This is a genomic window from Paraburkholderia phenoliruptrix (assembly GCF_902859825.1).
Lineage (GTDB): Bacteria > Pseudomonadota > Gammaproteobacteria > Burkholderiales > Burkholderiaceae > Paraburkholderia > Paraburkholderia phenoliruptrix.
Genome location: NZ_CADIKB010000006.1, coordinates 154,700 through 180,302, shown reverse-complemented (window position 1 = coordinate 180,302; position 25,603 = coordinate 154,700). Strand labels below are relative to the sequence as shown.

Genomic DNA, 25,603 nt, shown 5'->3' with positions numbered 1-25,603 from the left:
GGTGATTCACCGGCGGCGTGGCCATATTAGGCAATATTCAATTCAATACGCTCAACAATTCTCACAGCGGTAAATAGCGGCAATCTGGCAATTTCATTGACGCCGTTTCGGAAATAACTGCGTCTCCTGACTGCCGCACGCTTGCACGCGGCGATTTAAAGATTTCGCGCCCGCGGCTAAAAGCACGCGCCAACCTTACATGTAAATTACATTGCCGTAATATTTGTGTGGAAAAGCCCACCAACACGGGACCTGAGCCGCTTCGCACGGCTTCGCGTCTGTAAGATTTCACAGCTGAAAGGCCGGCTCGATGTTTAATCCGTCGCGTAAAAAACGCACGGCGGACGTAGCAAACTACGAGAAACAGGTGGATGAAAAACGCCGTTCTGCTGATCCGCTTTTCAATCAGCCGATTGAATCGATGCCGGGAAACAAAACGTTACATCCTTGATGGACGGCTGCCTCTACTGTCGAGTCATTCGAATTGTGTAATCGCATCAACGCGCCGACGCATCGACTTACCAGTTCCAGCCATAACGTCCGCCCTCGCCCGCCAATTTCACGGGTGAGCGGTATCGCACGGAGGAAAAATGAAACTTGCAGTGATGACCAGAAGCGCAACACTGTTCGGGTTGATCTGCCGCTGTTTCGAAGCCGACGGCGCCGTCTGCCACCGGTTCGCCGATGACGTCGCCTTCGCGCGCGCAATCTATCGCGACGAATACAGCGCGATCCTGATCGACGCCGACACCGGTCTCAACCCGCTGCGTCCCGTGCTCGCCCGGCGCGCCTGTTATGCGGATCGTCGCGCGCCGTTGATCGTGGTCGGCGCGGGTCACGACCGGGAAGCGATTGCCCGCCTGTTCGACGCGGGCGCCGACGACGTGGTGCTTTCCCCTGTCGATGCCCGCGAGGTCATGCTGCGGGTTCACCTCGCACTGTTGCGCGTGCAACTACAAAGCGCCGACTCGAGCGATACGCTGGAATGTGGCGCGTACCGGCTCGATCGCCGGACCTGCACCGTGCACGTCGATAGCAAGGCGGTGCGCCTCACGCCGCGCGAGTTCGCGATTGCGTGGCTGCTGTTTTCGCGGCGCGGCGAATATGTGAGCCGCCGCCAGATTGCGGGAGCGGTATGGAGCCGCTCCGAGGACATCATTGGACGCACGCTCGAACAGCACATCTACAAGCTGCGCAAAAAGCTCGAACTGACGGGCCCATGGGGCGTGCATCTGCGCACGCTGTACGCTCACGGCTACCGCATCGAAATGGCCGACACGGCGGACGCCACGCTGGATGAGACCGCTGAAACCAGGGGCGGAGTGAAAAGCGGGAGCGCTGCGTTCGGCGCGCCGCACGAAGATGCCGACGCCAGCACTGTCCTCGCGGTGGCCTGCATGGAGCCCATGCCGCGCGCCTCTGCGCCCGTCTCGCCGCCCCGCGCGGAAGTGCACGCCGCGGACAGCGCCGTCGCCCGCAACGCGCCTTCATGGAGCGACTCGCAAGCAGGCTTCGCGGCATCGCCGGGCGGCGTGCCGAAAGCGCCGTACGCACTGGTGAGCGCAGCCGCTCTCGCCGCGCGCACGCGCGGCGACGGTTAGGTGTGCACACGGAACGGCGCGGCGTCGACGACGCCCGCGCCGCATTCGCTCCCTCACTAACCGATGAAGCTCCGCCTGCAATCCCACGCTTAGAACTCGATGATGCGAGGCGACAGCAAAAAGAGCCGTTCCATATGACTGCGCTGATCGTCGCGATAGCGGAACAGTGCGCCGATGAGCGGGATCTTCGAAAGACCCGGCACGCCGGTTTCGCCGTTCGTCGACGTATCGACGCGATAGCCCGCAATCAGCAGACTCTCGCCCTGCCCGACGAACGATTCCGTGTTGATCGTGCTCGTCGTAATCACCGGAATGTTGTCGACCTGCTGCGACGTAATCGCACCATCCTCGATATGAACGTTCAGCTTGATATCCGTCCTGCCGTTCTCCTCCACGACGAGCGGCAGCACGCGCAGCGACACGCCGGTCGACACGCTGTACAGATCCGCCGATGTGTAGCCCGACACGCGCACGAAGAAGCGCGTCTTTTGATCCATCACCGCCTCGACGTTATTGAGCGTGGCGACTTTCGGGCTCGCGTCGATTTTGGCGAGGTTGCTCTGCTGCAGCGCGTTCACGCGCGCGAGCAGGTAGCGCCCGGCGTTGCCGAGCACGGCTGTGAGCGAGCCGCCCACCGGCGTCGTGTTGATGACCGTCGTGCCGTCGGACAGCGTCTGCGTGCCGAAAATCGGATCGATATTGCCGTTGTAGCCGTTCTGCTGCGTCGTGCCGTTGCCGGTCTGAATGTCGATGTGGCTGTTGTGGGCGCGCCAGTCCACACCGATCTGCTTGAGCGCGTTGTCGTCGATCTCGATGATGTGCGCCTCGATCTCGATCAGGCGCGGCCGCACGTCGAGCTTGTCGATGAGGCTCTGGTACTGGGCGAGGCGCTGCGGCACGTCGCGGATCAGAACCGAGTTGGTGCGCGGATCGGCTTCGATCACGGGCAGCGTCTGGCTGCCGCTTACCGACGTATCGCCGCCGTTGTCGCCGTCGCCGCTATCGGTCGAGCCGACGGACTGCATGCCGGGTCCGCCGCCCGCGGCCATGCCGTTCAGCAATCCGCCGATACCGGGCGCGACGCCGCCGTTCGCGGCAATGCCGGCCGGCAGCGGCGGATTCACGCCGCTTCCGTAGCCGCCGCCGTCGGTACTGCCGGTGACGTCGCGCATCGGCTGCAGGCGGCGCATTGTCGGTTCGCGCGCGGCGCGGTTCGCGGCCTGCTCGTAACTGTCCGCGCCGTTGCGGCCGCGCTGCTCGCGCGGATGGTACATGGCCGACAGCACATTCGCGACGCCGGAAACCGTCACCGTCTTGCCGTCGATCTCGACGTTATGGTCCGCCGCCCATGCATGATGCAGCTGGAACACGCGGATCATCGAGCCCGTGCGCTGCGCGGCATTGTCGTCCAGACGCCGCGCCACTTCGGCGACGAGCTGCACGTACGCCTGCGGGCCGCTCACGAGCGCCGTCGCCTGATTCTCGTCGTAAGTGATCGGAAAGCGCGAGTTCTCAATGCGCAGTTGTGCAAGCGCCGAGCGCAGATCGGCGGCGCTCGCATGATCGAGCTTGATCACGCGCCGCGTGACGGTGTTCACGTCGCTGATGGACAGCACACTGCCGTCGTAAAACCACACAAAGCCGAAGCTCGACGCGAGCGTGTCGAGAAAACGCTGCGGCGGCATGTCGAAGCGGCCGCTCACGGTGCCGTGCACGTCGCCCGAAATCGTTGCGGGCACACCTTGTCCGGCAGTGAAATCGCGCAGCACGTCTTTCACGTCCTGCCCTTCGGCGCTGACGTGGACCACGGCACTGCGCCAGTGGATAGCCGCGGCTTGCGCGGGCGCCGCGAGCAAGGCGGGCAACGCGAAGGCAAGAGACGCTGCCAGCCGGGCAGCAAGCATGAGCCGTTTGTTGTTCATGGGTTCCACGATGTCCACGATGGTCGAGGGATGAGCCGCGCATCGTGCAACGCGACGCGGCGATGCCCAATGTATCGAAGCGTGTGAAGCACATCCTCAACAAATCTGACGGTTCGCGCGCATTTGAGGAGTGTTGAGGATTCGCGTGGCCGGCACGCGGCCTGATGGGCCGAATCGGTCTAATGGGCCTAGTGGCGAACCGCGCCGGCGATCGTGCGCAACTGCTCGCGAAGACCCGACAGCACCAGCTGGTCGCGGACCTGGTCGACGAAAATGCCCACGAAGAGCGCGAGCATCATCACCGTGAGCGCGCCCTTCACCGGCTGACTGAGCGTCATCAGTTCGAGTTTTTGCGCCGACTTCGCCGCGAAGCCGAACGCAAAATCGACGAGCAGCAGCATCAGCATCATCGGCGCGGCGAGCTTGGCGGTGGTTTGCATCAGCGAATCGGTCTGCTGCAGAACAAAGCTTTCCAGCACGTTCGCGGGCACCGGCGTCGCGGCGGTCAGCGGCCACCAGTGATACGACTCATAAAGCGCGCCGAGCAGGAAGGTCATGCCGCCGAAGGTCCAGAACGCGACGCTCGCCACCTGTGCGAGCAGCGTGCCCGTTGGCGTGGACTGTTCCTCGCGCAGCGGGTTGGTGATCTGCACGTTGTTGTAACCGGCCAGATCGTCGACGTAAATGCCGGCGCCTTCTGCCACCCAGAACACCGTGGAGGCCGCGAACCCCAGCAGCAGTCCGATGGCCGCCTCGCGCAAGCCGATGACGACGAGCGCCGTGCCGGTCAGCGACGTATAGAGCGAAACTGGCTGACCGTAAGCGATAAACGAGCTGAACAGAAGCACGATGCCGTTGCGCACCACGCCTTGCAGGATGCCGTCCGCGGTGGGCGGAAACAGGTAGAGCATCACGAAGAGCCGCACGGAGCACACGCCGAGCACCGTCAGCGAGCGAATCAGCGTGGCGCCGAACTGCGGCAGCGTGGTGAGCGTGTCATACATTATGGATGACTAACCAAGTTGAACTGTGGGGCGGCAATCTCATGGCGTCGCACCATGCACTCGTGTACAACAATGCAAACGCGCCAGCGCCGCTTCTTCCGCTTCCTCGTCGGCCGCGTCGGCCGTATGGCGCTCAAGCGAGACGCGCAACCCGGCAATGCGCTCGCTGCATAGATCGAGACGGCTGCGGTTGAGCGCCAGCGCGCGCGTGGCGGCGGCAAGCTCGTCGGCCTTGCCGCGCAATACCGTTTCGAGCGCGGCCAGTTCCGCTTCCGTCTGCTGCACGCGCACGGCGACGACATCGGCATAGCGCATCGTCGCGTTCAGATCGGCTAACTGGAACGTGTTGCCGCCTGTCATCATGCGCGCGATCCTCGCGTGAAAACCGCGCAGCTGCTCGCGTTCCGCCTCTGTGCGTGCGAGTTGCGCGTCGCGCGCCGCAAGCGCGCCGGCATGGGCTTCGCGCGCGGCAATCAGGCCGGCCTGCAGACGGCGCTCGAGCCGCTCGCGGCGAGCGAGCGTCAACTGCAGCGCGCTCACGCGCCGACGTGTCGTCTCGGGGCTGGGCGTCGCGCTCATCGGGTCAGCCGTTGGCCAACTGGAAAAGCCGCGCCTCGGTGTCCTGCGGCGCGGCCAGTTCATGCGTCGCCTGATTGAAGAACGCGCGGATCGCGTCGATCTTGCGAATCGCCTCGTCGGCGAGCGGGTTGCCGCCCGGCTGATATTCGCCGATCTGCAACAGCATCTCCACCTCGCGATGCTTCGCGAGCAGTTCGCGCAGGCGGGCCGCGGCGCGCACGTAATCCGGCGTCATCACCTGCGGCATGACGCGCGACAGGCTCGCCAGCACGTCGATCGCCGGATACTGGTTTTTGGCGGCGATTTCGCGCGACAGGATCATGTGTCCGTCGACGATCCCGCGCACTTCCTCGGCAATCGGATCGTTACCCGATTCGTCCTCGGCGAGCACCGTGTAGAGCGCCGTGATCGAACCGTGCTCGCCCATGCCGGCGCGCTCGAGAAGCCGCGGCAATTCGGCGAAGATCGACGGCGGGAAGCCGCGCCGCGCGGGCGGCTCGCCGGCGGCGAGGCCGATCTCGCGCTGCGCGCGCGCAAAGCGCGTGAGCGAATCCATCATCAGCAGCACGCGCTGTCCGCGGTCGCGGAAGTGCTCGGCAATCGCGGTCGCGACATACGCCGCCTTCGCGCGCTCGATCGACGAACGGTCCGACGTCGCACACACCACGACGGATCGCGCCATGCCTTCGGCCCCGAGAATCAGCTCGACGAACTCGCGCACTTCGCGGCCCCGCTCGCCGATGAGTGCGATCACCGTCACGTCGCATTGCGCACCGCGCGCGAACATGCCGAGCAGCGTGCTCTTGCCGACGCCCGCGGGCGCGAAGATGCCCATGCGCTGTCCCTCCGCGAGCGTCATCATGCCATCGACGACGCGTACGCCGGTGGCGAGCGGCGTGTCGATCATGCGCCGGCTCATCGGCGAAGGCGGGTTCGCGAACACCGGGCGTTGTTCGGTGGCGCCCAGTGGTCCGAGTCCGTCGATCGGCTCGCCGAGGCTGTCGATCACGCGGCCGAGCAAGCTGTCGCCGACCGGCACCGTCAGCGAACGGCCGAGGCCCACGACGCGCGTCGAGCGCGAAATGTCGGCGAGCCGCGAAAACGGCGACAGCAGCGCGACATCGCGCGTGAAACCGATTACTTCGGCATGCTGAAGTAATTTGCCGTTCGCCGCGCGCAGTTCGCACAGCTCGCCGAGCGTGACATCCAGCCCGGCCACCTTGACGAGCGTGCCGATGACTTCGAGCACCTTGCCGCTTCGCGCGACGCTCGCGGTCGAGAGGATCTCGTGTTCAATCGCATCGGCGAGGCGCTCGGCATCGAAAAGCGGCAGCAGCGCGTCGTCCGCGTCCCCGGCGTCGTGCATGCGGGGCTCGCGGTGCATCCGGGACAGATGGGCCGCGCCGGGCGGGGTCATTGCCAGCCCTCGTCGGCCCAGCCGTCGCCTGCCTCAGCGAGTTCGGCGGTGTCGTTCCCAGCCATCGCGGTATGCGGCGCAAGAGATGGCGCACCTTCATCCAGTTCGCCGGCTGACTGCTTGAGCGCCCGCGAAACCGCGAGCCGCATCGCCCGCATTTGTGTCGCGAGACTCGCGTCGATTGCGCCGAAATCCGACTCGCACAGGCAACTGCCCGCCGCGAGCCGCTTGTCCGCGATGACCGACAACGGGAACGGCCTGCCGACGTCGCGCCAGCGCGCGCCAAGCCGTTCGAAGGCCACACAGGCCTTGTCGTAGTCGACGGGGCTCACGGCGACGCGCAGCCACGTCGCGCCCTCGACGATGCGGTCCACCGCCGACAGCGCCCGCTCGAACAGCTGATCGGCCTCTTGCACCTGCACGATCTGCTCGACGGCCACGGTCACGATGCTCGCGATCCGCTCGCGCATTTTCAGTTGTGCTTTGCGTTGCCCGGCGCCGGCCTGCGCGAGCCGCTCGACCCAGTCCGCAAGCGCGCGCTCTTCGCCGTCGCGGTAACCGCGTGTCGCCGCCTGCTCGTACTCGTCGTGCGCGGCCTCGCGAATCGTCCCGGCTTCCGCACGGGCAGCGGCGACGATCGCCGCGGCTTCGTCGCGCGCGGCGGCGAGCGTGCTGTCGCGGTCGGCGGCGAGTTGCGCGTAGGCGGCGTCGATCTCCAGCAACGCCCCGAAGGCGGCACGCGGCACCACGTCCGCGTGCGCGCCGACATGCCCAGCGCCGCGCACATCGCCGTGGATGCCATCGGCGGCGTGCAGCAGCCGGTCCGATCTCAGCCAAATAGCCATGCCCACTCCGGAAGCAGTTCGGGAAGTTGCGCAAAGAGCAGCGTGGTGCCGCCCGCGTCGAGTTCGCGGGCGCTGGCGGCCGGCCACAGCGGCGGCAGGTCGCGCGGCAGCGCGAGCCGCAGCAGCGGACACGGGCAAGGCGCGCGGGGCCGGTGGCGCGGCTCGTCGTATTCCTCGTGCTCCTCGGGCTCGCCGTGACGCGCTGCCTCGCGCGGCTTTTCGCGTTCTCCCTGACGCCTGGCTTCGCCTGATGCTTGCGTGGACATGGCGGACTGCGCCGCCTCCTGCCTATCGCGCGCAATCAGCGCATAGCCTTCGCAGGCAAGCCGCTCGCCGTCGATTTCCTCGAGCGGAGGCAAGTGTCCTCGCGCGACGAGGCGCGTCGCATCAGACACGTGAGCCGGAACAGGAGCCGGCGCATGCGCCGGTCCCCTGGCCGGCGCCGCGGCGACCTGCGTCGGCGCGGCTCCGATCCGCTCCAGCGGCACACCGACCCATTGCGCGAGGCGGCGCCGGCTCGGTTTGTCGATCAACCGCCGCACCTCCGCACGGCGCAACAGCAGTGCGCGCATGCGCAGCACCCGCAGGCCGTCGTGCACCGGCAAAGCGTCGAGCACGACGGGATTGGGCGCGCGCAGGCTCTCGAAGCCCGGCATCGGCACCTGCGCCGCGCGCAACAGTGCCCGCGAACAGGCCGCCAGCGCGCCGGCTTGCGCGCCCGCCAGCGCGTCGAAGAGAGCGTCGAAGGAGGCGGACATGGCCTCAGGCGCGACGTCGAGTGCCGGTGCCCACCACGACGGATGCGCCCAGCGCGCGGCCTCGTGCGCGTTGCGCTGCCACGCGGCGAGCGCGGCGGCGGTGCGCGAAAACGGGAACGCCGCGGGGGGCACTGCCTGACCTCCCGTGCCGACCGCTTCCGCAACCGCAGACAAGGAAAACGTGGACACCGTCATCACGCCGCCGAAGAAGGTTTCGCGCGGCGCCACTTGCCGGCGAGCGCATGGATTCGCGCGTGAATCCGCACCTGGAGCGGAGCGGCCGGGCCTTGCGCCGGCATGCCGCGCCGCAGCCACAGAAACAGGCTCGCGGCGCCGGCGAGCAACACCAGCGCCGCTGCAATCAACGTGGGCAGCGGCGAGCTCTGCACCGGCGCGGGCTTCGCCAGGTCGACGGGATCGGCGGCCACGGCGGTCACGCTGACCGCGTCGTAGGTCAGGCCTTCCACGCTGTGCATCACCAGCGTCTTGATCTGCGGGACGAGCGCGCTCGCATCGGAATCGGGCCGGTACTTGATGAACACCGAGGCCGACGACGGCTTCATCTGCTGCGCAAGCGGGTCGTTGTTGGGCAGCACGATCTGCACGCGCGCGACGATCACGCCGTCGATCTTCGAGAGGGTCGCCGAGAGTTCCTGCGACAGGCCGTAAATGAAGCGCACACGCTCCTCGGTCGGCGTGGAGACGAGGCCGTCCTTCTTGAAGAGGCTGCCCAGATCGTCGTAGCGGTTGTGCGGCAAACCGCGCTCGCGCAGCACCTGCATGGCGCGAACCAGTTGCTTGTCGTCGACCTCGAGCGTCCAGGTCTTGCCGTTGTCGACCGTGCTCTTCGACGCATCGACGCCCTGCTCCAGCAGCGCCACGACCATCTCGTTCGCATCCTGTTCGGTCAGGTTGCGATACAGCTCCTTCTGGCAGCCGGCGAGCACCATGCAGCCGGCCAGCGCCAGCCCGAGCGCGCCCGCGCGCACTGCGCGAGCGAATGGCCGCGCCGCCGCATGCGTCTTGTGCTTGAGTTCCCGCATCGCCTATTGATTCTTCATCAACGTTTCGACCGACGACTTCGACGAGTTGACCACGCCCATCTTGGCCTCCATGTCGAGCTGCGTGCTGGCGAGTTCGAGCGTCGCCTTCATCGCGGCGGCGGTCATTTCCTGCACCGACATGCGGTTCGCGTCGCCTGACAGCGCGAGCACGTCGTTCACGGACTTCTGGATCTCCGCGTCCTGCGACGCCGCCATCTTTGCGATCACATTGGTGCTCATGTCGTCGCCGTGATTGGGCGGCGCCATCCGCGGGTTGTGCATCAACGCCTTGAAGCGGTCGCCGGCCTGTTGCAGCGATGCGTCGCCGCCGGCCGCGTGCGCCGCGGGCGCAGCCGCTTGCAACGCGGCCGCGATCTGCTGGTTCGTGACGGACAGTGCCATGCTCAGCCTCTTTGAATGAGGGGTTCCCGACGACGCCGCTGCGCCGCCCGCCGGATTCAGATACGCATTCAGATACGCAGATAGCCCTGCTGCGCGAGCGCCTCGTTGTGAGCGGCGGCGGGCGGCGGCGCGGCGACGACGGGCGGCTCCTGCGGCAGCTCGTCGTTGAGCGAGGTGATCGACAGCGGCACTTCGAACGTGCCGCCGTTGCGATAGACGCGAATCGCCTCGCGCAGGTCGTCGCGGGCTTCGAGGGCGCGCACGAGCTGCCGCGTGTCGCGATCCGGATTCTGCGCGAGCGCGGCGCTCGCCCATTGCCGCCAGCCGGTATCGCCCTTCACGGAGAGGCAAAACGCGAGCAGCGCCTTCGCATACGAGAAATGCGGCGCGCCTTCGATCACGCGCGAAAACACACGAATGGCGTCGTCCCAGTGGCCGCGCTGCATGTAGAGCACGGCTTCCATCGTATCCAGTTCGGCCATGCGCGGACGCAACAAACGCAGCGCGTCCAGTGTCAGTTCGATGTCGTACGGATCCGCTTCGAGGGTGGGGAAATTGTTGAGCAGCGCGCAGGACAGCGTGTCGATCAGACCGCCCACGATGGCCTGACTGCAGTTGAGGTAATCCGGCGTGGCGGTACTCATGGCGAGAACTCCTGCTGATGGACTTGTCGACGAAGCACTGCGCACGCGGCCGAACAAGGCATCGGCAGTGCGGCGCGCAGCGATGCACCAGGATACCGTCCGCGGTAATCCGGCACATGCGCGATACGAAGCGAGCGTGATCCACGCGAAGCGCGCGAACAGGTTGGATGCGCGTCGCGAGCGAGGCGGCTCGCATGAGATTGCGGCGAACGCGCGCTTGTCACGCCGGGCCACGCCGGCTCCTGTCGCGTCGCGCCGCGCACCGCGCACCGCGCCGGGAGCGTCGCTTCGTTTGCCGCATGCGGGCTTCGCATCCGCGTCACCCGGTGGCGAACGGCCCGTTACCGTCGGGCTACGAAGGAGCGTCGCGCGTCGGGCATCGCATGCGACGAGGCAGAACAGGACGACGCGCAGCCGGTGACCCGAGCAGGAACTCATGAGCGAAGAAAAGACCGAGCAGCCCACCGACAAACGGCTGCGCGACACGCGCAAGGACGGCGAGACGTCGAAGAGCACCGACCTCGTCGATGCCGCGACGATGGCCGCCGTCGTGGGCGTGCTCGCGTTCGCGGCCGCGAACTTCGGCGGTGCGCTGCGCTCGATTGTGAGCACGGCGCTCGAATTCGCGTCGGGCCGCCATGACGAGCCGCTCATGTTCGGCAAGCTCTTCGATCTCGGCAAAGAGGCGCTGATCGTCATCGTGCCCTGCGTCGGGGCAGCGGCGTTGGCGGCGGTGGCCGCGCTGATGCCGCAAGTGGGCTTTCAGATCGCGACCAAGCCGGTCGTGCCCGATCTCAAGCACGTGAGCCCCGTCGACGGCGTCAAGCGGATTTTCTCGTGGCGCACGGTCATCGACCTCGTGAAGATGGTGATCAAGGCGGCCATCATCGGCGCGGTGATGTGGTTCACCATCAAGTGGATTCTGCCGTTGATCGTCGGTTCGCTCTATCAGCCGCTGCCGGAATTGTCGAAGCTCTTCTGGTCGCTCGTGATCAAAGTGTTTGCTGTGGCCGTGGCGGTCTTCATCGTAATCGGTGTGGTCGACGTCAAGCTGCAGCGCGTGCTGTTCCTGCGCAAGCTGAAGATGTCGAAAGACGAAGTCAAGCGGGAGCGCAAGCAGATGGACGGCGACCCGAAGATCAAGGCAGAGCGCAAGAAGCTCGCGCGCGAGTTCGCGACCTCGGCCGCGCCCGCGCAGCGCGTCGGCTTCGCGAATGCGCTCATCGTCAACCCGACGCACTACGCGGTCGCGATCCGCTATGCGCCGGCCGAGCATCCGCTGCCGCTCGTGATCGCGCGCGGCATGGACGAAAGCGCGGCGCAACTGCGGCGCTTCGCGCGTGATGCGAACGTGCCGATCATCGGCAATCCGCCGGTTGCGCGTGCGCTCTACAAGGTCGGCCTCGACGAGCCGATTCCCGAGGAACTGTTCGAGACCGTCGCCGCGATCCTGCGCTGGGTCGACGCGATCGGCGCACGCCACATGGAAAACCAGGGCGGCACGCCCACGCGCGACTCGCGCGACAACCTGGAAAGCCGCAATGTTCAAGACACTTAAGCTGCCCGCCGGCGGCGAAATCGGCATCGCGATGCTGGTGGTCGCGATCATCTCGCTGATGATCCTGCCGCTGCCGCCGTTTCTCATCGACATCCTGCTCGCCATCAACATCACGATCAGCGTGACCTTGTTGATGGTGACCATGTATGTGCCGAACGTGGTGTCGCTTTCCGTGTTTCCGTCGCTGCTGCTGTTCACCACGTTGTACCGTCTCTCGCTCAACATTGCATCGACCAAGTCGATCCTGCTGCATGCGGATGCGGGCAATATCATCGAAAGTTTCGGCGAGCTGGTGGTGGGCGGCAACCTCGTGGTCGGCATGGTCGTGTTCGTCATCATCACGACCGTGCAGTTCATTGTGATCGCGAAGGGCTCCGAACGCGTGGCCGAAGTCGGCGCGCGCTTCACGCTCGACGCGTTGCCCGGCAAGCAGATGAGCATCGACGCCGATTTGCGCGCGAATCTGCTCACGCCCGAAGAGGCTCGCCGCAAGCGCGCCACGCTGGCGGTCGAAAGCCAGCTGCACGGCGGCATGGACGGCGCGATGAAGTTCGTCAAGGGCGACGCGGTGGCCGGGCTCATCATCACGCTGATCAATATCATTGCAGGCATTGCGGTGGGCGTCGCGTATCACGACATGTCGGCGGGCGAGGCGGCGAACCGCTTTTCGATTCTCTCGGTCGGCGACGCGATGGTCTCGCAGATTCCCTCGCTGCTGCTCTCGGTGGCCGCGGGCGTGATGATCACGCGTGTCTCCGACGAACGCGACGCGCGACCGCTGTCGCTCGGCGACGAAATCGGCCGGCAGCTTTCGGCCAGCGCCCGCGCGCTCTACTTCGCGAGCCTGCTGCTGCTCGGCTTCGCCGCCGTGCCCGGCTTCCCGAGTTCGCTGTTCCTGCTGCTCGCGGCGATCCTCGCGTTTTGCGGCCACCGGCTCGGCAAGCGCAAGCCCGCGGCCACGACGCATGCCGGCGAAGCCGTCAACGCAATGCAGCGCGCCGGCTCGAAAGCGGAGACGCCCGCCATCCTCACGCGCGCGCCGCAATTCACCTGTCCGCTCGGCGTGCGTATTTCGCCCGACCTGGTCGCGCGCCTGTCGACCGCCGCGCTCGACCGCTCGTTTGAAACGGAACGCGCACGTCTGCAGGAGTATCTCGGCTTGCCGTTTCCCGGCATCACGATGTGGACGAGCGACGCATTGCCCGCATCGAGCTGCGAACTGCTGATGCACGACGTGCCCTATTGCGCGATCGAATTGCCGCCCGGCAAGGTGATGCTGCCGGACCCGGCGCTCACCGGCACGCGCGAGCCGCTTTCCGCCGACGCCGAAACGCTCGCCGCCGGCGCCGATGCGCGGGCTGAAAAGCGCCGCGGACTCGACGGCGGTCCGGGGCCCACATGGTGGATCGACGAAAAGAGCTTGCCGCCGAAGCAACCGGCGTGGCGCGCCGAGCAGGTGATCGCGCATGCCTCCGTGGCGATGTTGCGCAAGCACGCGTCGCTCTTTCTCGGCATTCAGGAAGTGCAGTGGATACTCGATCAGCAGAACGCCGAATATCCCGGTCTCGTCGCGGAAGTGCAGAAAGTGCTGCCGCCGCAGCGCATTGCCGACGTGCTGCGGCGGCTGTTGGAAGAGCAGATTCCGATTCGCAACGTCCGCAATATTCTGGAGAGTCTCGTCGTGTGGGGCGCGAAAGAAAAGGACATGCTGATGCTGACCGAATATGTGCGCGGGGACCTCGCGCGCTTTCTCGCGCATCGCGCGGCGGGCGCGGGGCGGCAATTGCCCGCGGTGCTGTTCGATCTGCCGGTCGAACAGCATATCCGCCAGGCCATCAAGCAGACGCCGACGGGCAACTTCCTCGCGCTGCCGCCCGACGAAGTCGGTTTCCTGATCGACCGGATCCAGTCTTTTGTCGGCGATACGCCGCGTGACGGCGTCGCGCTCGTCACGTCGATGGACATTCGCCGCTACGTGCGCCGCATGATCGAGGCGCGGCTCGGCTGGCTCGCCGTGTACTCGTATCAGGAACTCGCCGAGCACGTCGAACTGCAGCCGCTCGGCCGCGTGACGATCTAGCCGCGCCGGCGTCATTCACGTTCACGCTCATGACCCTTATCGAACCGCGGCCGCTGCGCATCATTACCTCGGACGCCGGAGAGCGCCCCGCCGCCGATGCCGACGCCGCGCGCGCGCGGCGCTTCGATTACGCGGCCCTCGTACGCCGCGCGCGCGCGCAGCGCGCTCCCGTGTCATTCGAGGAAGCGGCGACGGCAACGCAAGCGGACTGTGCGGGCGAAGAAAGCGGACACGCCCGGAACAGCGCGCACGCGCTGCGCAAGCGGGATGGCCACGCCCACGATTCGAGCGCCGGCCCCGAGGCCGATGCGCCAGAGGACGGCGCGTTGGCATCGGCAGCCGCCATGGCCGCGCACGACGCGCTGCTGCAGCGTTTGCCGGCGGCGACGATGCCTGCCGTCGACGCCCTCTTTCGCACGCAAGGTCACTTTCTCGAACTGGCCCGCTCGCTCGCGCGAGAGGTCGCGGCTTTCTGCGCCGACCCGGCCATCGGTGACGCCGGCAACTGGGAAGTGCGTATTGCACTCGACGAGCGCATTCTGCCGGACACGACGCTGTATCTCTCCCTTTCGCGTTTCTGGTTGTCGCTTCGGTTCGACACGCGCGGCATCGAAACGCGGCAGTTACTCTTCGACCACAGTGCGATGCTCGAACGCGAGCTCGCTGCGCTGCTGAACGCGTGGGGCACGCCACGCGACATCGAGCTGACGGTGTGGTGAGCGCGCCGCCATCGTTGATCCCGGCCGACGCAGGCCGCATCCTTGAACCGACGCCGCATGGGTTATTCGATTGCCGAAATGCCAGGGCTGGATGTTGCCGCCGAAGAGCCAGCCTCGCATGCCGCGCTGGACGCCCGCTTGCATGTCTCCGCACATACGGCACCCATCGCCCCTCTGCCGCTGCCCGCCGTGCCGCCGCTCACGGCGCGCCTTGCGCGGCTCGTCTGCCATGCGGGCAGCGCGCAGTGTCTCGAGCGCGACGCGGCTGTCGTCGAATGGCAAGCGAGCGTGGAAGACGAGGCCCATGACACGCGCGCATCTTTCGAACAGCCGGGCGTACTCGATCTCGCCCATCCGGCCGGCGCGATCCGCGTGCTGTTCGATCTCGCCGCGTTCCCCGCGCTCGCCATTGCCGCGCTGCCCGACGGCTCGCGCGCACCGGTGCCCGGCGACACCGCGCGTGCGTTGCGGACCGCGGTCGCCGGCGTGCTGCTCGCGCCGCTCCTTACGCACCTCGCTGCGCTCGGCCTTGGCGCCATGCACGTCGCGCAGCTTGCGCACAGCGGGTCGCACGCGCTCAAGGAAGCCGACGCCGGGAATAGCGCGGCATTCGACGCCACTTTCTCGCTTGACGGAACACGGCACCGCGCGCGCGTGCGGGTCGCGGCGGCCGTCGTCGAGGCGCTCGAAGCCTTGCACGCCGCCCGGGCGGCCACGTGGACGGCGAATGCTGTTGCGGCGCACAGTTCGTCGCGAAGAGATGCCAGTGCATCGGAGTTGGGCGGCTGCATGATGCCGGGACGTCTGATACTCGGGTCGCGGCGCCTGCCCGTCGACACGTTGCGCGCACTCGAACCGGGCGACGTCCTGCTGCGTTCGCTGCCGGGCCATTTGCGCGCGCTGCTGCAGGAGAACGGCGCGGGTCATGTCGACAAAGCCGGCGTAGCCCACGCAGCCCACGCAGCCGAGGGAGCCGGCGGCCACGCCGCGCCAATCGCGCGGCCTGTCAGCGCGACCATGGCCTGGGGCTCGCCTGGCCTCATGCGCGTACACGCGCAAGTCAACCTGGAAGGCCGCAGGCTTTCACTCACGAAGGAGCCCATCATGACCGATGAGCTGGATCCCGTTCGCCCGGACGATCTGCTCGCGCCGGATCAGCAATCGAATCCGATCGACATCGGCGAACTCGATCTGCCCGTCCAGTTCGAAGTCGACACCGTCGCGCTGCCGCTCTCGCAACTGTACGCGCTGCGCCCCGGCTATGTGCTCGAACTGCCGACGCCGGTCGCCGAAGCGCAGCTCAAGCTGGTCACGCATGGCCAGACCATCGGGTACGGCGAACTCGTTACCGTGGGCGACCATCTCGGCATCCGCATTCTGCGCATGGCGCACGGCGATGGTCCAGTTCAGTGACATCACGGGACTGCTGATCGTCATCGTTGCGATCAGCCTCGTGCCTTTCGTCGCGATGGTCGTCACCTCGTACGCGAAGATCGTCGTCGTGCTCGGCCTGCTGCGCAATGCGCTCGGCGTGCAGCAGGTGCCGCCCAACATGGTGCTCAACGGCGTCGCGATTCTCGTGTCGCTCTACGTGATGGCGCCGGTCGGCATGCAGGCCATGCAGTCCATGCAGGGGCAGGCCATTGCCGGCCAGCCCACTCAGGCGTTGATCCAGGTGTTCAGCGCCGCGCGCGAACCGTTCCGCACGTTCTTGCAGAAGCACACGAACGAACGCGAGAAACGCTTCTTCATCCGCTCGGCGAACGTGGTGTGGCCGAAGGACGCCGCCGCCAGCCTGCACGAGAACGACCTCATCGTGCTCGCGCCCGCCTTCACGCTGACCGAGTTGACCGACGCGTTCAAGATCGGCTTTCTGCTCTACATCGCCTTTATCGTCATCGACCTGATCATCGCCAATGTGCTGCTCGCCATGGGTCTGAACCAGGTGACGCCGACCAACGTGGCCATTCCGTTCAAGCTGCTGCTGTTCGTCGTGATGGACGGCTGGTCGACTCTGATTCACGGCCTCGTGATGACCTATCGCTAGCGCGGCCCTGCTGGCTAGCCAACCGGAGAGATCGGCAGATGGATATCGACACGCTCGTACGCTTCACGACGCAGGGCATGCTGCTGTGCATGTACATTTCGCTACCTATTGTGATCGTGGCCGCGCTGGTGGGACTTGGCGTGTCGTTCCTGCAGGCCATCACGTCGATGCAGGATCAGACGCTCTCGCACGGCGTGAAGCTGATCGCGGTCACGCTAGCGATTGTGATCGCCGCGCCGTTTTCGGCGGCGGCGCTGTTGCATTTCGCGAACGAAATCATGCACACGGCGGTGCCGCAATGACGCGTGTCGTCACACCTGTCGCTACGGCCTCGCCAACGGCGCACGCGGATGCCGCTCGCGCACCTTCGCAGCAGCCGGCCGTGCCCCGCTTCGCGGTGCTGTATCGCGGCACGACGACCTTCAACTATGGCCGCGCGCAGCAAGCGGCATTGCGCGGTTCGCTGCTCGCACGCAAGCTCGCGGGGCTCAACGCGCGCAAGCGCCAGGCAGCGCACCGCGCGGGCGGGCGGCGGCCCTTCGTCGCGACCGGCAACGCTGCGAGCGAGCATGCGTCAGAGGCCGGCGACGCGGTCCGTATCACGCGCGACGCAGGCGGCGGGCGCGGCAGCGGCGGTCAATCGCATGACGGGCGCGATGGCGCGGAAGGCGACGATCACGCACCGCGCCCGCGGTTTCGCGCGTGCGGCGGGCACACGGCGATCGCGCGTGCAGCGCCTCACGCACTGCAGACATTCGTCGCGGCACGAGCGCCTTCGACCGATCTCCACGACACGCTGCCGCGCCTCTGGTGCGACACGCTGCTCGCCTTGCGCGACGAGGCCGCCGCGCGTCCGCACGCGCCGCTCGACGCGTTGCTGCACGAACGCTTCATCGACCTGCTAGGCGTGCAGTTACACACCGGTGCACCCGGCGATGCGAGCCTCGCCGCGTGGCGGCAGCGTCTCATCGACGCGTCGCGAACGCGAGGCGCGGGCGCTTGCCATGCGCCCGTGGAAGGCCGCGCATCCACGGAACGAATTAGCCGCGCCGGCAGGCTGAATCTGCTGTTGCCGCTGCTGCTGCTCGCGTACGGCAGGCCCTCGACCTTGCCCATGCGCGAGCGCGCGATGAACGTGCGCATCGTGCAGCGCGGCGCGGCGCTCATGGCGGCCGGGCGCAGCTGATGCATCGCGCCTGGGGCGCCTGTGCGCGCAGTTTCGCTTTCCATGTATCCGCTTCGCATTGTGTGCTGGAACGTCATCGGCGGCGGCTAGAGTAAGTGTCGAAAGGCGTGCCGCCGTGCGCCGCATCATTCCTTCAACGGGCTTTCCATGACGAAGCTGCTGCGTATCCTGACTGGCGTGCATGCCGGCGCGGAACTGCGTCTTGGCGCCGGCGCGCACCGGATCGGCGCGGACGACGATGCCGACATCCGCATCTCCGACTGGCGCGGCGACGAGGTGTCGCTTGTCGTCGAAGCCGGCGGCGTGGTGAGCGCGCGCCGCTTGACGCCGGTCATGGCCGCGTCAGAGGGCGAAGTCGAGTCCGGGTTCGCCGCTAACGAAAGCATCCGGCACGACAGCAACGCGGCGAAAACCGACGACGTGCGTGCATCGGAAGGCGATGACGAGCCGGGCACGGTCATCCTGCTCGAGTTCGTGCCGATGCAGTTCGGCGATACGGTCATCTGCATCGGCTCCGACGACGCCGCGTGGCCGAGCGATCTCGATCTGCTCTCCACGCTGCTTGTGAAGCCGGACGAAGCGCGCCGCGCCGCCGAGCGCTCGCGCCGCCGCAGAATGACCGGCATCGTGTCCGCCTGCGCGATGCTCGGCGCGGTGCTCGTGATCGGTTCGGTGATGCTGACCACGGCGGTCAGCCGCGCCGCGTTGCCGCGCGACGCCGGCGACCTCGCACAGCGGGTGAATCTGGAGCTGGCCGCCGCGCATCTGAAGGAGCTGCACGCACAGGCGCGCGGCTCCACGGTGACCGTGAGCGGCATGGTCGCGACCGCTGATGAAGACACGCAAGTGCGCAAGATGCTCATGCGGATGTCGCCGAACCGCATCGCGCGCCATTACGACATCGCGCAGAACGACGTGCGCAATATCGCGGATTCGCTCGCCTTGGAGGGGCTCAAGGTCGCGTACACCGGGCGCGGCACCTTCGAAATCAGCGGCAAGGCTGCGAATCCGCACGACGTGGAAGCGGCCGTTGCGCGAATGCGCCACGATCTCAGCGACAACGTGAAGGACGTGCGCGTACGCGTTGCCCAAGCGGAGGACACGATGCCCTCGGCGCCTTCGTTCTCCTTCCTGATGTCCTCCGACGACGTGCGGTACGGACAGACGCCCGACGGCGTCAAGCATATCTATACGCTGCCGGAAGATCCGGCTGCGTCGGCGGCCGCTGCTGCGAACGCTCCCGCCGATACGCACGGCAACGCCGAGGCCGCCGCGAAAAGCAGCGCCGAGCAAACGGCCGGCGCCAGACTTGCGGATGACACGCCTGCCGCCGGCTCGCAGATTGTCACGAGCGGCGCCGCGCGTGGCGTGATGCAGCCGGTCGAGGACACTCCGTCGACGCCGCCCTCGCCCGCCACCCGCGCGGCGAACACTACCGCCTATTTGCCGCTACCGAAGTGAGGTTCCCATGACCCCGACATCGAACATCTACGCACCGCTCGAAGCGTGCGCCGCCGACTTCAACGATCTGCAAAAGACGCTCGCCGACCCCGCAGGCGGTCCGCGGCTTGCCGCGATCCGCGAGGCGCTGGAGGCGACCGCGAAAAACGTGGGCGAAGCGCACGGCGCAACGGAGCTCGACCGCAACGATCTGGCGAAACTCTATCGCGGTCTGCTTGCCGCGGGACGCATCGTCGGTCAGCTCGCGGACAAACGCGGCGCGGCCTGAAGGGCGCGCCACCGGCGCAAGCGCCGGACACGAGGCTCGCGCTGTGCGGCGGCGGCTGGCTGTCACACAGGGCAGCATGTCTTCTTAACCCGAAAACGAGGAGGTCTTATGTCTATCGGTCCAGCAATGGGTGCGATCACCGGCATGGCGGCACAAGGCAGCACGGCTGCCATCGGCGCGGCTCAGGCCACGCTGCAGATGTCGCTGGCAGGTGCGGTGGCCAACACCATGAAAACCGCGGGTCAGACGATCCAGGGCGGCACTGGACACTGAACCGTCGACCGCGCGGCGAACGGGCACGGCCAGGCCGGCGCGAGCCGGCATGGACCGGCTCAAAGGTTTGCTGTGCGCCGCCGGTTGCCGCAATCGCGGTATTTCAACGGCCGGCTCGCGGTTCGCCGCGTGCCGGCTCTTTGCGTCGTCGGCAGAATGTGACTGAGTTGCGCGGGCCTTCCACGTGGACACCAACGATCGTTCCGAGCGCTATGCGGCATTGGTGCGCGACCTGTGCGCGACAGTCGGTCTCGCGGATGCCGAGCACGTCTTGCAGACGCGCTCCATCGAGGTGGAAGGCTTCGACGTGCGGCTCGAACACTTCGAGAACGACCTCGACGCGCTGTACGCCAATTTTCATTACGGCACGGTGACGGCCGGCCGCACGCTGGTCGTGTTCCGGCTAATGCTGGAAGCCAACTTGCTGATCTATGCGCAGGACCAGGCCCAGCTCGGACTCGACACGGATACGGGAGGCATCGTGCTCGTGCTGCGCGTGCCGATGACCTACGACGTCGACGGCGCCGCCCTTGCCGATCTGCTCGCGCATTACGCGGAGCATGGCCGCTATTGGCGCAAGAGCATTATCGAATCGACGGATGAGATGTTCGAGGGGATTGTCGCGGGCGAGTTCACGTGGCTGCGCGCGTGATGCGAAGCAGGCGCGCAGCCGCTCGGCCGCCGCGTCATCACGTTGCGCCGTGAATGATCTCGCCGACGTGCTTGGTGAATTCGGCCAGCACCGCTAGGTTGGCGAGCATTTCTCTCGCGGCGGTTGCGTCGAATGCGCTCTCTTCAACCGAAGGCGCTTCGGAAAATTGCGTTTGCACCTGGCGAACGGGCAGCGTGCGGGTCCACGAAGACGCGACGTCGTCGCCCATGCGCGCCGCGCCCGGCTGGATCACCACGACGCTCGGCTTGCGCAGTACCGGCAGATTATCGCCGCCCTTGCGCGACAGGCTGAACCTGGCGGTTCCGGGCGGCCCGCCCGGCCCTTGCGGCGGAGCAAGATCGCGCAGCAGCGCGAGTTCGCCGACGAGCTTGACGCGCGTCGGCACGAGCGCGGCGCCCCTGGCGGTTTTCTCGTGCGTCGCGCCGTCATGCACGCGCTCTATGCCGCCGACGCTCGCCGCCGGCAATGCGGCAATGGCTTTGCTGCTCACGGTTGGAGTCTCCCAGGTTCGGCGCGGCAAACCGACGTGTGCCGCCATGAGGGCACCTTAGCCTGCGCCGGCGCGACAGGTTCCCGTCGTGCGAAACGACGGCAGGCGATGCGAAGCGCGGCGAGGGGTACGTGTCGGCGCACGGCTGGGGTTTGCGTTGGCGGGTTCCGGTCCGCGATTTGCCCTGCGCGCTTGCCCTTGTGCACTTTCGCATTCTCGCGCGCGTCTTCGCAGGCTCTGCGATCTGTGGTGCAGCTTCGCAACGACAATGGCTTCAACTCGGATCCAACCCGCATCAAATCCGCATCAAATCCGCATCAAATCCGCATCAAGCGCCGCGTGGAGATCGCCGATGTCCCCCTTCCGCTTTCCCGCCCTGATCGAATCCGCCGATTTGCTGATGCGGCCGCCCGAGCCGCGCGACGCTAAAGCGCTCTTCGACGAAATGCTCGGCGACGTCGCCACGACACGCCACCTCAGTTTCAGACGTCACACGCAGATCGACGAGACGCTTGCCTTCATCGAGGATTCCGCGCAAGGCTGGCGGAGCGGCGAGTTGATCCGCTGGGTGCTCGAGGACCGTGCGAGCGGCCGGCTTACCGGCATGATCGAACTGCTGCCGCACCCGCCGCGCGTCGAAGTGGGCGTGATGATCAGCCGGTGCGGCGGTGCGCGCCGCCGACGCGCCGGCCTGCATGCGCTGCGCAAGCTGCTGGCGTGGATGCTCGCCCAGCCGCCGATTCTGCGCATTTACGCGTATTGCGCCGTGGACGGCGATGCGCACAGCAGTATGGAAAAACTCGGCTTTACGCTCGAAGCAAAGCTGACCCATTACGAATGCCGCCCCAATCTCGGCCTGCTGGCGGGCGACAGCTACCTCTATGCAATGACGCGGCCGCTGCAGGCGCCCGAGGAGACGCCCGCGACACGCTGGCTCAGCGAATACGCGGCGCTGGACGCGGGCCTCGAAGCCGGCGCCGCCGACGACACGGCAAATACGCCGACGCATGCGCAGCAGCCGCACATCGCCGCTTCGTGATTCGACGCCGCGCTTCGCATTGCGCGGCGCGGCACAAACTGGGCTGTCACATTGCGAGGACATAGTGCAACGCGGTCTCCTTCTGCCGCGTCGACATGTTCCGCTATCGCCCGCTCGATGTATCGTCTGCCGACAGTCTGATTGAAAACGCGCCTGCCGCAGCGCAAGCGCAGGAAGCTACCGCCTCCGTGAAGCCGGCGCAGCGGCACCTGCCTGGCTGGATTCGCGGTTCGCTCGCGCGGCCGGCCCGGATGATCGGCGCGCGCCGCGTCGAACTGAGCACCGCGCTGTTCCAGCACAGCACGCATGGCAGCGCGTCCGGACCCGAGCATCACGCGCCGGGCGATCGCCGCTTCCCGCCGGCCGACACCGCACGACACGCACTGCGTGACACGAATCCGCTCGCGGATACGGGACTGCTGGCCGCGCGCGCCGCCTATGCCGGCCGCGCGCGCGAGTTCGTGCCCGACGCGGTGCAATCGCCTTCGGGCACGCGCGCAACAGCCGAAGCGGGAGCAACCGCGTCGTCGCAGTGCTTGCCCATGGACACCCTCACGACGCGCGCCGATCTCACCGCCTACGTGCAACAGCGATTCAGCGCCGGCCCCGCGCACGCAGACGACGCCGCGACGCTCGCCGGCCGTCTGCATCGACTGTGTGCGACCGCGGGAGACACCGGCGCTGCTGCGCCGCTTCACAACGCCCCCGCCGATTCCGACGACTTACAGGCAACGCTGCGCGGCGCGCTGCTTGCCGACGCGCTCGCGCAGGCGGGCGCGGCCGATTGCGGATCGGCCCATGTGATGATCGAGCGGATCGGCATGCTCGACTTCGCCGCCGCACATCTGCGCCGTTCGCAGAGCAGCGCCGAGCGCGACGCATGGCGCGCGGCGCGTGTGCTCGCACGCTCCGGCGAGGGCCGCACGATTCTCGCGGCATTGCGCACAGCGACGCTCAATCCCTACGACGACGATCTGCACCGCTTCAGCATCGAAGCGCTGCTGACGAGCGCCAACGCACTCGAGCCGCTCGGCACGGACGAGCTGGTTCATGCCGACGATCCCGCACCGGGCGCGCTCGCAGCGCGCGCCAACCGGCTTGGGGAGAGCCCGGCCCCACCCGCGCGGGCCTCCCAGGCCGCGAGCGTCGCGCCGCTTGCCGCGCGCGCATTCGACGCCGCATCGGCCTTGCTCGCGCACGGACGCGACGCGTTGACGCCCGATCAACACGGCGTGCTGTTCGCGTGGCGCCAGGCGTTCGGAGAAGACGGGCGACACAGCGAGCTGTCGCAAACAAGGCAACGCCTCGCCCGCTTCGCCGCAAACACGATTCCGCGCGTCGGCGAAAAGCGCTGGAAAACCTTGCTGCCGCGCATGTTCCGCGGCCGGCACGGCTCGCCGCTGTCGGCGCTGCGCCTCGGCACGCAAGGCGTGCCGCGCAAGACGATCGCCGCGGAACAGGCAAAGGTGCGAAAGCACCTGCAAGCGGCCTTGCCGCACCTCATGCAAAGCCCGGCGATGAGTCCGCGCGCGGCGCTCGCTCATGCGCGGCCGGAGGCCTCGCTTGCGGAACTCGCGGCGCTCGGTGTCTGGCTCGAACGCGGCGGCTTTCCACCGGGCCGTCTCGACGACGACGTCCTGCGGGCCATCGCGCAGCGCGCTCACGTGCTGTGCAGGGAAGCGACGCAGCCGCTGCCTGCCGGGGCCGACGCTGCGGGATCGGCGGTGCACGTCAAGGTGCCGCGCCGGGTACGGGCGAGCGCGCGCGAGGCCACCGCCAGCTGGCTCGCCATGACGCCGCAGCAGCTCGCCCGGAGCAAACCGTTCCGCACGCTTGCGAAGCGGCCGTTCACCGTCGAGCGGCTCGCCGTATGGGGCAAGGTCGCGGGCGTGCCTCACGGCTCGCCGTTCTGGCACACGGTAAACGAGCTGCGCGCGGCCCTGCGGCACGAGCCGGATGCGCGCGCCGCCAACACAGTCGACGATGTGCGCGAAACGCTGCTCGACGTGGCGGCGAACCTGCAATCCGGGCAGCGACTGCGGCTCACGGATGGCGGCAGGCAAGGCGTCAGCACGCGCGGCCTGAACATCACCATGGAGACCGTGTTGCGCGGACACGGCATGCCTGTGTCGCCGCGCCTCGACCTGCGCGCGTCGCGCACCCGCGAGGCCGTGGTCGACATCAGCCGCTCGACGCACGGCGCGACGCTTTTCATCGGCACGGCGAAATCGAGCATGCATCACGTCGGCGCGGGGCTGCTCGTCGGCTACGACATGACGACGGCATTGACGGCGCTGCGCGCGGGGCTCGTCGCGAACGCCACACTGCATGCCCAGGAGCTCAGCGAGCCGCGCGGCGTGACGCTGCGCGTGGCGCGCCGGCCGTTGCCCGACGGCAGCGGCTACGACGACGCGACGCTGCGCGCGAAGCTGGCCGGCATCGTCGAGCATCTGTTCGACGAGTCGGGCGAAGCGCACGGCGACGGGCCCGCGGGTGTCTGGAACCGCCTCGCATCGCGTTACTGGGACGACCCCGACGTGTCGGTCAGCTGGACCGACGGCTACACGCTCAACCGGCGACGCGGCGTCACGCTCGACGCCAACGCGACGCTGAAGGTCGCGAGCTTCGGCGGCGAAACAGTGGTCGATCCGGCAAGCGGCAAGCGCACTCATCCGCTGTCGGTGCGGACCGGGCCCTCGGCGGGCGGCGGCTGGCAGCGCTCGCGCCAGAGCGCGCAGGCGCGCGAGCGCAGCGGCCGCGTGCAGGTTGAGGAACACCGCGTCGGCATGGGCAGCCATTGGCAGTTGCGCGGCGGCATCGCGCCGGGCTTTTCTCATCCGCTCGAGGCCGAAGGCCGGCGCACCGTGGGCCTTTTTTCGATCGACGCCCCGGCCGCGACAATGGCGCTGCGCGAGCGCAACCGCCTGGCGAAGCTGCTGCTGGTGCGCGAGGACGGCCGGCTCAATCACCGAGGCTCGATTCTCGACATCGAGTATCAGGACGCCCGCACCTACACACGCGCCGTGGACGCCGCGCGCGGCGAACTGGTCGCGCTGTTTGCCGCCGAGGCTCGCGCGCGTCGCGAGCGCAACGCGGCGCTGGGCACGGCGCTTTATGCGGAGGGCGCGCCCGGTGCGGCGGAGGCGCGCCACGAACCGTCGGCCGAGGCGCAGGCGGCTGAGCGCATCGACGAACACCTCGCCAACGTGCGGCGGAACCAGCGGCCCAATCTGACCTACGTGCAACGCTACCGGTTGCGCCGGCACGCCGCCTTGCGGCTCGACGCCAACGAGGCGGCACTGGCACAGGCGGGCGGCGAGCCACGGCTTCAGGCGCGCATCGCGGCGGCCAACGCGAGCATTCTCGACGACCCCGCTTCGTGGATGGCCGTCGAGCTGAAGGTGAAGGAGCGCAATGCGAGCGCGCGCAGCTTTGGACCGAACGTGGTGCTGCAACTGACGACGCGCACGGGCGCCGTCGGCGATCGCGAGATCGTCACCGAGGGCGTGCCGTTCAGTGTGCTGGAAGCATTGGACCGGTGAGTTCGGTTGCCGCTTCGTGCGGGTGGCGGGGCGTTCGCGTCGTCGGGCGCGG

General features: G+C 67.4%; 25 protein-coding genes. 15 read left to right on the top strand and 10 right to left on the bottom strand.

The features are described 5' to 3' along the window. Nucleotides 1–310: 310 nt before the first annotated feature. Both HV711_RS09735 and HV711_RS09730 read left to right on the top strand, forming a co-directional pair. Nucleotides 311–451, top strand: coding sequence for a hypothetical protein (locus HV711_RS09735; RefSeq protein WP_157097445.1), 141 nt, complete (start codon nt 311–313; stop codon nt 449–451). Nucleotides 452–590: 139 nt separating this feature from the next. Then, a complete protein-coding gene (locus HV711_RS09730; RefSeq protein ID WP_035484460.1) occupies nt 591–1,601 on the top strand; it encodes a response regulator transcription factor in 1,011 nt (336 codons plus the stop codon). A gap of 89 nt (nt 1,602–1,690) precedes the next feature. On the opposite strand, the gene sctC is transcribed toward HV711_RS09730, so the two are convergent. From sctC to HV711_RS09685, 9 genes are all read right to left on the bottom strand, one after another. After that, nucleotides 1,691–3,523, bottom strand: a complete 1,833-nt coding sequence (gene sctC, locus HV711_RS09725; RefSeq protein WP_035484457.1) for a type III secretion system outer membrane ring subunit SctC — start codon at nt 3,521–3,523, stop codon at nt 1,691–1,693. 188 nt (nt 3,524–3,711) lie between these two features. Next, complete coding sequence (sctT, locus tag HV711_RS09720; RefSeq protein WP_035484455.1) at nt 3,712–4,527, bottom strand: type III secretion system export apparatus subunit SctT; 816 nt, start codon at nt 4,525–4,527, stop codon at nt 3,712–3,714. A 39-nt stretch (nt 4,528–4,566) separates the two neighbouring features. Then, entirely contained in the window at nt 4,567–5,106 is a 540-nt protein-coding gene (locus HV711_RS09715) for a type III secretion protein (RefSeq protein ID WP_035484452.1), read from the bottom strand. Nucleotides 5,107–5,110: 4 nt separating this feature from the next. Continuing rightward, entirely contained in the window at nt 5,111–6,472 is a 1,362-nt protein-coding gene (gene sctN / locus HV711_RS09710; RefSeq protein WP_035484450.1) for a type III secretion system ATPase SctN, read from the bottom strand. Between the two features lie 47 nt (nt 6,473–6,519). Continuing rightward, complete coding sequence (sctL, locus tag HV711_RS09705; protein WP_035484448.1) at nt 6,520–7,368, bottom strand: type III secretion system stator protein SctL; 849 nt, start codon at nt 7,366–7,368, stop codon at nt 6,520–6,522. Next, the gene (locus HV711_RS09700; RefSeq protein ID WP_035484469.1) at nt 7,353–8,321 is read right to left on the bottom strand and encodes a type III secretion protein HrpB4; all 969 of its coding nucleotides are present in this window, start codon (nt 8,319–8,321) and stop codon (nt 7,353–7,355) included. Before HV711_RS09700 ends, sctL begins: the two co-directional genes overlap by 16 nt. Further along, nucleotides 8,321–9,169 (bottom strand): type III secretion system inner membrane ring lipoprotein SctJ, encoded by an 849-nt coding sequence (gene sctJ, locus HV711_RS09695; RefSeq protein WP_051224699.1) that lies wholly within the window; start codon nt 9,167–9,169, stop codon nt 8,321–8,323. The genes HV711_RS09700 and sctJ overlap by 1 nt, the downstream gene beginning before the upstream one ends. Nucleotides 9,170–9,172: 3 nt before the next feature. Next, nucleotides 9,173–9,571 carry a type III secretion protein HrpB2 gene (locus HV711_RS09690; protein ID WP_013592494.1) on the bottom strand — a complete coding sequence of 133 codons (399 nt, stop codon included), beginning with the start codon at nt 9,569–9,571 and terminating at the stop codon, nt 9,173–9,175. Between the two features lie 68 nt (nt 9,572–9,639). Further along, nucleotides 9,640–10,215, bottom strand: a complete 576-nt coding sequence (locus tag HV711_RS09685) for an HrpB1 family type III secretion system apparatus protein (protein WP_028359969.1) — start codon at nt 10,213–10,215, stop codon at nt 9,640–9,642. A gap of 436 nt (nt 10,216–10,651) precedes the next feature. Here HV711_RS09685 and sctU point away from each other — a divergent pair, with 436 nt between their 5' ends. From sctU to HV711_RS09630, 11 genes are all read left to right on the top strand, one after another. Continuing rightward, entirely contained in the window at nt 10,652–11,773 is a 1,122-nt protein-coding gene (gene sctU / locus HV711_RS09680) for a type III secretion system export apparatus subunit SctU (RefSeq protein WP_035484445.1), read from the top strand. Then, complete coding sequence (gene sctV, locus HV711_RS09675) at nt 11,757–13,853, top strand: type III secretion system export apparatus subunit SctV (RefSeq protein WP_028359967.1); 2,097 nt, start codon at nt 11,757–11,759, stop codon at nt 13,851–13,853. The genes sctU and sctV overlap by 17 nt, the downstream gene beginning before the upstream one ends. Before the next feature lie 29 nt (nt 13,854–13,882). Beyond that, nucleotides 13,883–14,572 (top strand): type III secretion system protein SctP, encoded by a 690-nt coding sequence (gene sctP / locus HV711_RS09670; protein ID WP_035484444.1) that lies wholly within the window; start codon nt 13,883–13,885, stop codon nt 14,570–14,572. A 57-nt stretch (nt 14,573–14,629) separates the two neighbouring features. Beyond that, nucleotides 14,630–15,985 carry a type III secretion system cytoplasmic ring protein SctQ gene (gene sctQ, locus HV711_RS09665; RefSeq protein WP_035484443.1) on the top strand — a complete coding sequence of 452 codons (1,356 nt, stop codon included), beginning with the start codon at nt 14,630–14,632 and terminating at the stop codon, nt 15,983–15,985. Then, nucleotides 15,969–16,619 (top strand): type III secretion system export apparatus subunit SctR, encoded by a 651-nt coding sequence (gene sctR / locus HV711_RS09660; RefSeq protein WP_013592500.1) that lies wholly within the window; start codon nt 15,969–15,971, stop codon nt 16,617–16,619. Before sctQ ends, sctR begins: the two co-directional genes overlap by 17 nt. A gap of 38 nt (nt 16,620–16,657) precedes the next feature. Further along, nucleotides 16,658–16,921 carry a type III secretion system export apparatus subunit SctS gene (gene sctS / locus HV711_RS09655; protein ID WP_035484442.1) on the top strand — a complete coding sequence of 88 codons (264 nt, stop codon included), beginning with the start codon at nt 16,658–16,660 and terminating at the stop codon, nt 16,919–16,921. 80 nt (nt 16,922–17,001) lie between these two features. Then, on the top strand, nt 17,002–17,805 hold the full coding sequence (locus HV711_RS09650) for a hypothetical protein (RefSeq protein WP_244142672.1): 804 nt from the start codon (nt 17,002–17,004) through the stop codon (nt 17,803–17,805). Between the two features lie 147 nt (nt 17,806–17,952). Continuing rightward, nucleotides 17,953–19,266 (top strand): hypothetical protein, encoded by a 1,314-nt coding sequence (locus tag HV711_RS09645; RefSeq protein ID WP_035484440.1) that lies wholly within the window; start codon nt 17,953–17,955, stop codon nt 19,264–19,266. Nucleotides 19,267–19,273: 7 nt separating this feature from the next. Continuing rightward, entirely contained in the window at nt 19,274–19,534 is a 261-nt protein-coding gene (locus HV711_RS09640) for a hypothetical protein (RefSeq protein ID WP_013592503.1), read from the top strand. Nucleotides 19,535–19,642: 108 nt separating this feature from the next. After that, a complete protein-coding gene (locus tag HV711_RS09635; protein WP_006047110.1) occupies nt 19,643–19,807 on the top strand; it encodes a hypothetical protein in 165 nt (54 codons plus the stop codon). 184 nt (nt 19,808–19,991) lie between these two features. Further along, nucleotides 19,992–20,459: a CesT family type III secretion system chaperone gene (locus tag HV711_RS09630; protein ID WP_028359961.1), complete on the top strand. Its 468-nt coding sequence runs from the start codon at nt 19,992–19,994 to the stop codon at nt 20,457–20,459. 37 nt (nt 20,460–20,496) lie between these two features. Here the strand turns inward: HV711_RS09630 and HV711_RS09625 are convergent, their stop codons facing one another. Beyond that, entirely contained in the window at nt 20,497–20,970 is a 474-nt protein-coding gene (locus HV711_RS09625) for a hypothetical protein (RefSeq protein ID WP_014973529.1), read from the bottom strand. Nucleotides 20,971–21,322: 352 nt separating this feature from the next. Here HV711_RS09625 and HV711_RS09620 point away from each other — a divergent pair, with 352 nt between their 5' ends. Together HV711_RS09620 and HV711_RS09615 are read left to right on the top strand one after the other, a co-directional pair. Continuing rightward, a complete protein-coding gene (locus tag HV711_RS09620; protein ID WP_035484439.1) occupies nt 21,323–22,009 on the top strand; it encodes a GNAT family N-acetyltransferase in 687 nt (228 codons plus the stop codon). Nucleotides 22,010–22,104: 95 nt separating this feature from the next. After that, nucleotides 22,105–25,551, top strand: a complete 3,447-nt coding sequence (locus HV711_RS09615; protein ID WP_175145068.1) for an autotransporter — start codon at nt 22,105–22,107, stop codon at nt 25,549–25,551. Nucleotides 25,552–25,603: the final 52 nt, after the last annotated feature.

Coding starts and splice junctions, on each gene's coding strand:
- sctT (WP_035484455.1), bottom strand. CDS start 4,527: ATGTATGACACGCTCACCACGCTGCCGCAGTTCGGCGCCACGCTGATT.
- sctS (WP_035484442.1), top strand. CDS start 16,658: ATGGATATCGACACGCTCGTACGCTTCACGACGCAGGGCATGCTGCTG.
- HV711_RS09690 (WP_013592494.1), bottom strand. CDS start 9,571: ATGGCACTGTCCGTCACGAACCAGCAGATCGCGGCCGCGTTGCAAGCG.
- sctQ (WP_035484443.1), top strand. CDS start 14,630: ATGGGTTATTCGATTGCCGAAATGCCAGGGCTGGATGTTGCCGCCGAA.
- sctP (WP_035484444.1), top strand. CDS start 13,883: ATGACCCTTATCGAACCGCGGCCGCTGCGCATCATTACCTCGGACGCC.
- sctC (WP_035484457.1), bottom strand. CDS start 3,523: ATGAACAACAAACGGCTCATGCTTGCTGCCCGGCTGGCAGCGTCTCTT.
- HV711_RS09620 (WP_035484439.1), top strand. CDS start 21,323: ATGTCCCCCTTCCGCTTTCCCGCCCTGATCGAATCCGCCGATTTGCTG.
- HV711_RS09730 (WP_035484460.1), top strand. CDS start 591: ATGAAACTTGCAGTGATGACCAGAAGCGCAACACTGTTCGGGTTGATC.
- sctU (WP_035484445.1), top strand. CDS start 10,652: ATGAGCGAAGAAAAGACCGAGCAGCCCACCGACAAACGGCTGCGCGAC.
- HV711_RS09615 (WP_175145068.1), top strand. CDS start 22,105: ATGTTCCGCTATCGCCCGCTCGATGTATCGTCTGCCGACAGTCTGATT.
- sctR (WP_013592500.1), top strand. CDS start 15,969: ATGGTCCAGTTCAGTGACATCACGGGACTGCTGATCGTCATCGTTGCG.
- HV711_RS09735 (WP_157097445.1), top strand. CDS start 311: ATGTTTAATCCGTCGCGTAAAAAACGCACGGCGGACGTAGCAAACTAC.
- sctJ (WP_051224699.1), bottom strand. CDS start 9,169: ATGCGGGAACTCAAGCACAAGACGCATGCGGCGGCGCGGCCATTCGCT.
- sctV (WP_028359967.1), top strand. CDS start 11,757: ATGTTCAAGACACTTAAGCTGCCCGCCGGCGGCGAAATCGGCATCGCG.
- HV711_RS09685 (WP_028359969.1), bottom strand. CDS start 10,215: ATGAGTACCGCCACGCCGGATTACCTCAACTGCAGTCAGGCCATCGTG.
- sctN (WP_035484450.1), bottom strand. CDS start 6,472: ATGCACGACGCCGGGGACGCGGACGACGCGCTGCTGCCGCTTTTCGAT.
- HV711_RS09640 (WP_013592503.1), top strand. CDS start 19,274: ATGACCCCGACATCGAACATCTACGCACCGCTCGAAGCGTGCGCCGCC.
- HV711_RS09700 (WP_035484469.1), bottom strand. CDS start 8,321: ATGACGGTGTCCACGTTTTCCTTGTCTGCGGTTGCGGAAGCGGTCGGC.
- HV711_RS09715 (WP_035484452.1), bottom strand. CDS start 5,106: ATGAGCGCGACGCCCAGCCCCGAGACGACACGTCGGCGCGTGAGCGCG.
- HV711_RS09645 (WP_035484440.1), top strand. CDS start 17,953: ATGACGAAGCTGCTGCGTATCCTGACTGGCGTGCATGCCGGCGCGGAA.
- sctL (WP_035484448.1), bottom strand. CDS start 7,368: ATGGCTATTTGGCTGAGATCGGACCGGCTGCTGCACGCCGCCGATGGC.
- HV711_RS09635 (WP_006047110.1), top strand. CDS start 19,643: ATGTCTATCGGTCCAGCAATGGGTGCGATCACCGGCATGGCGGCACAA.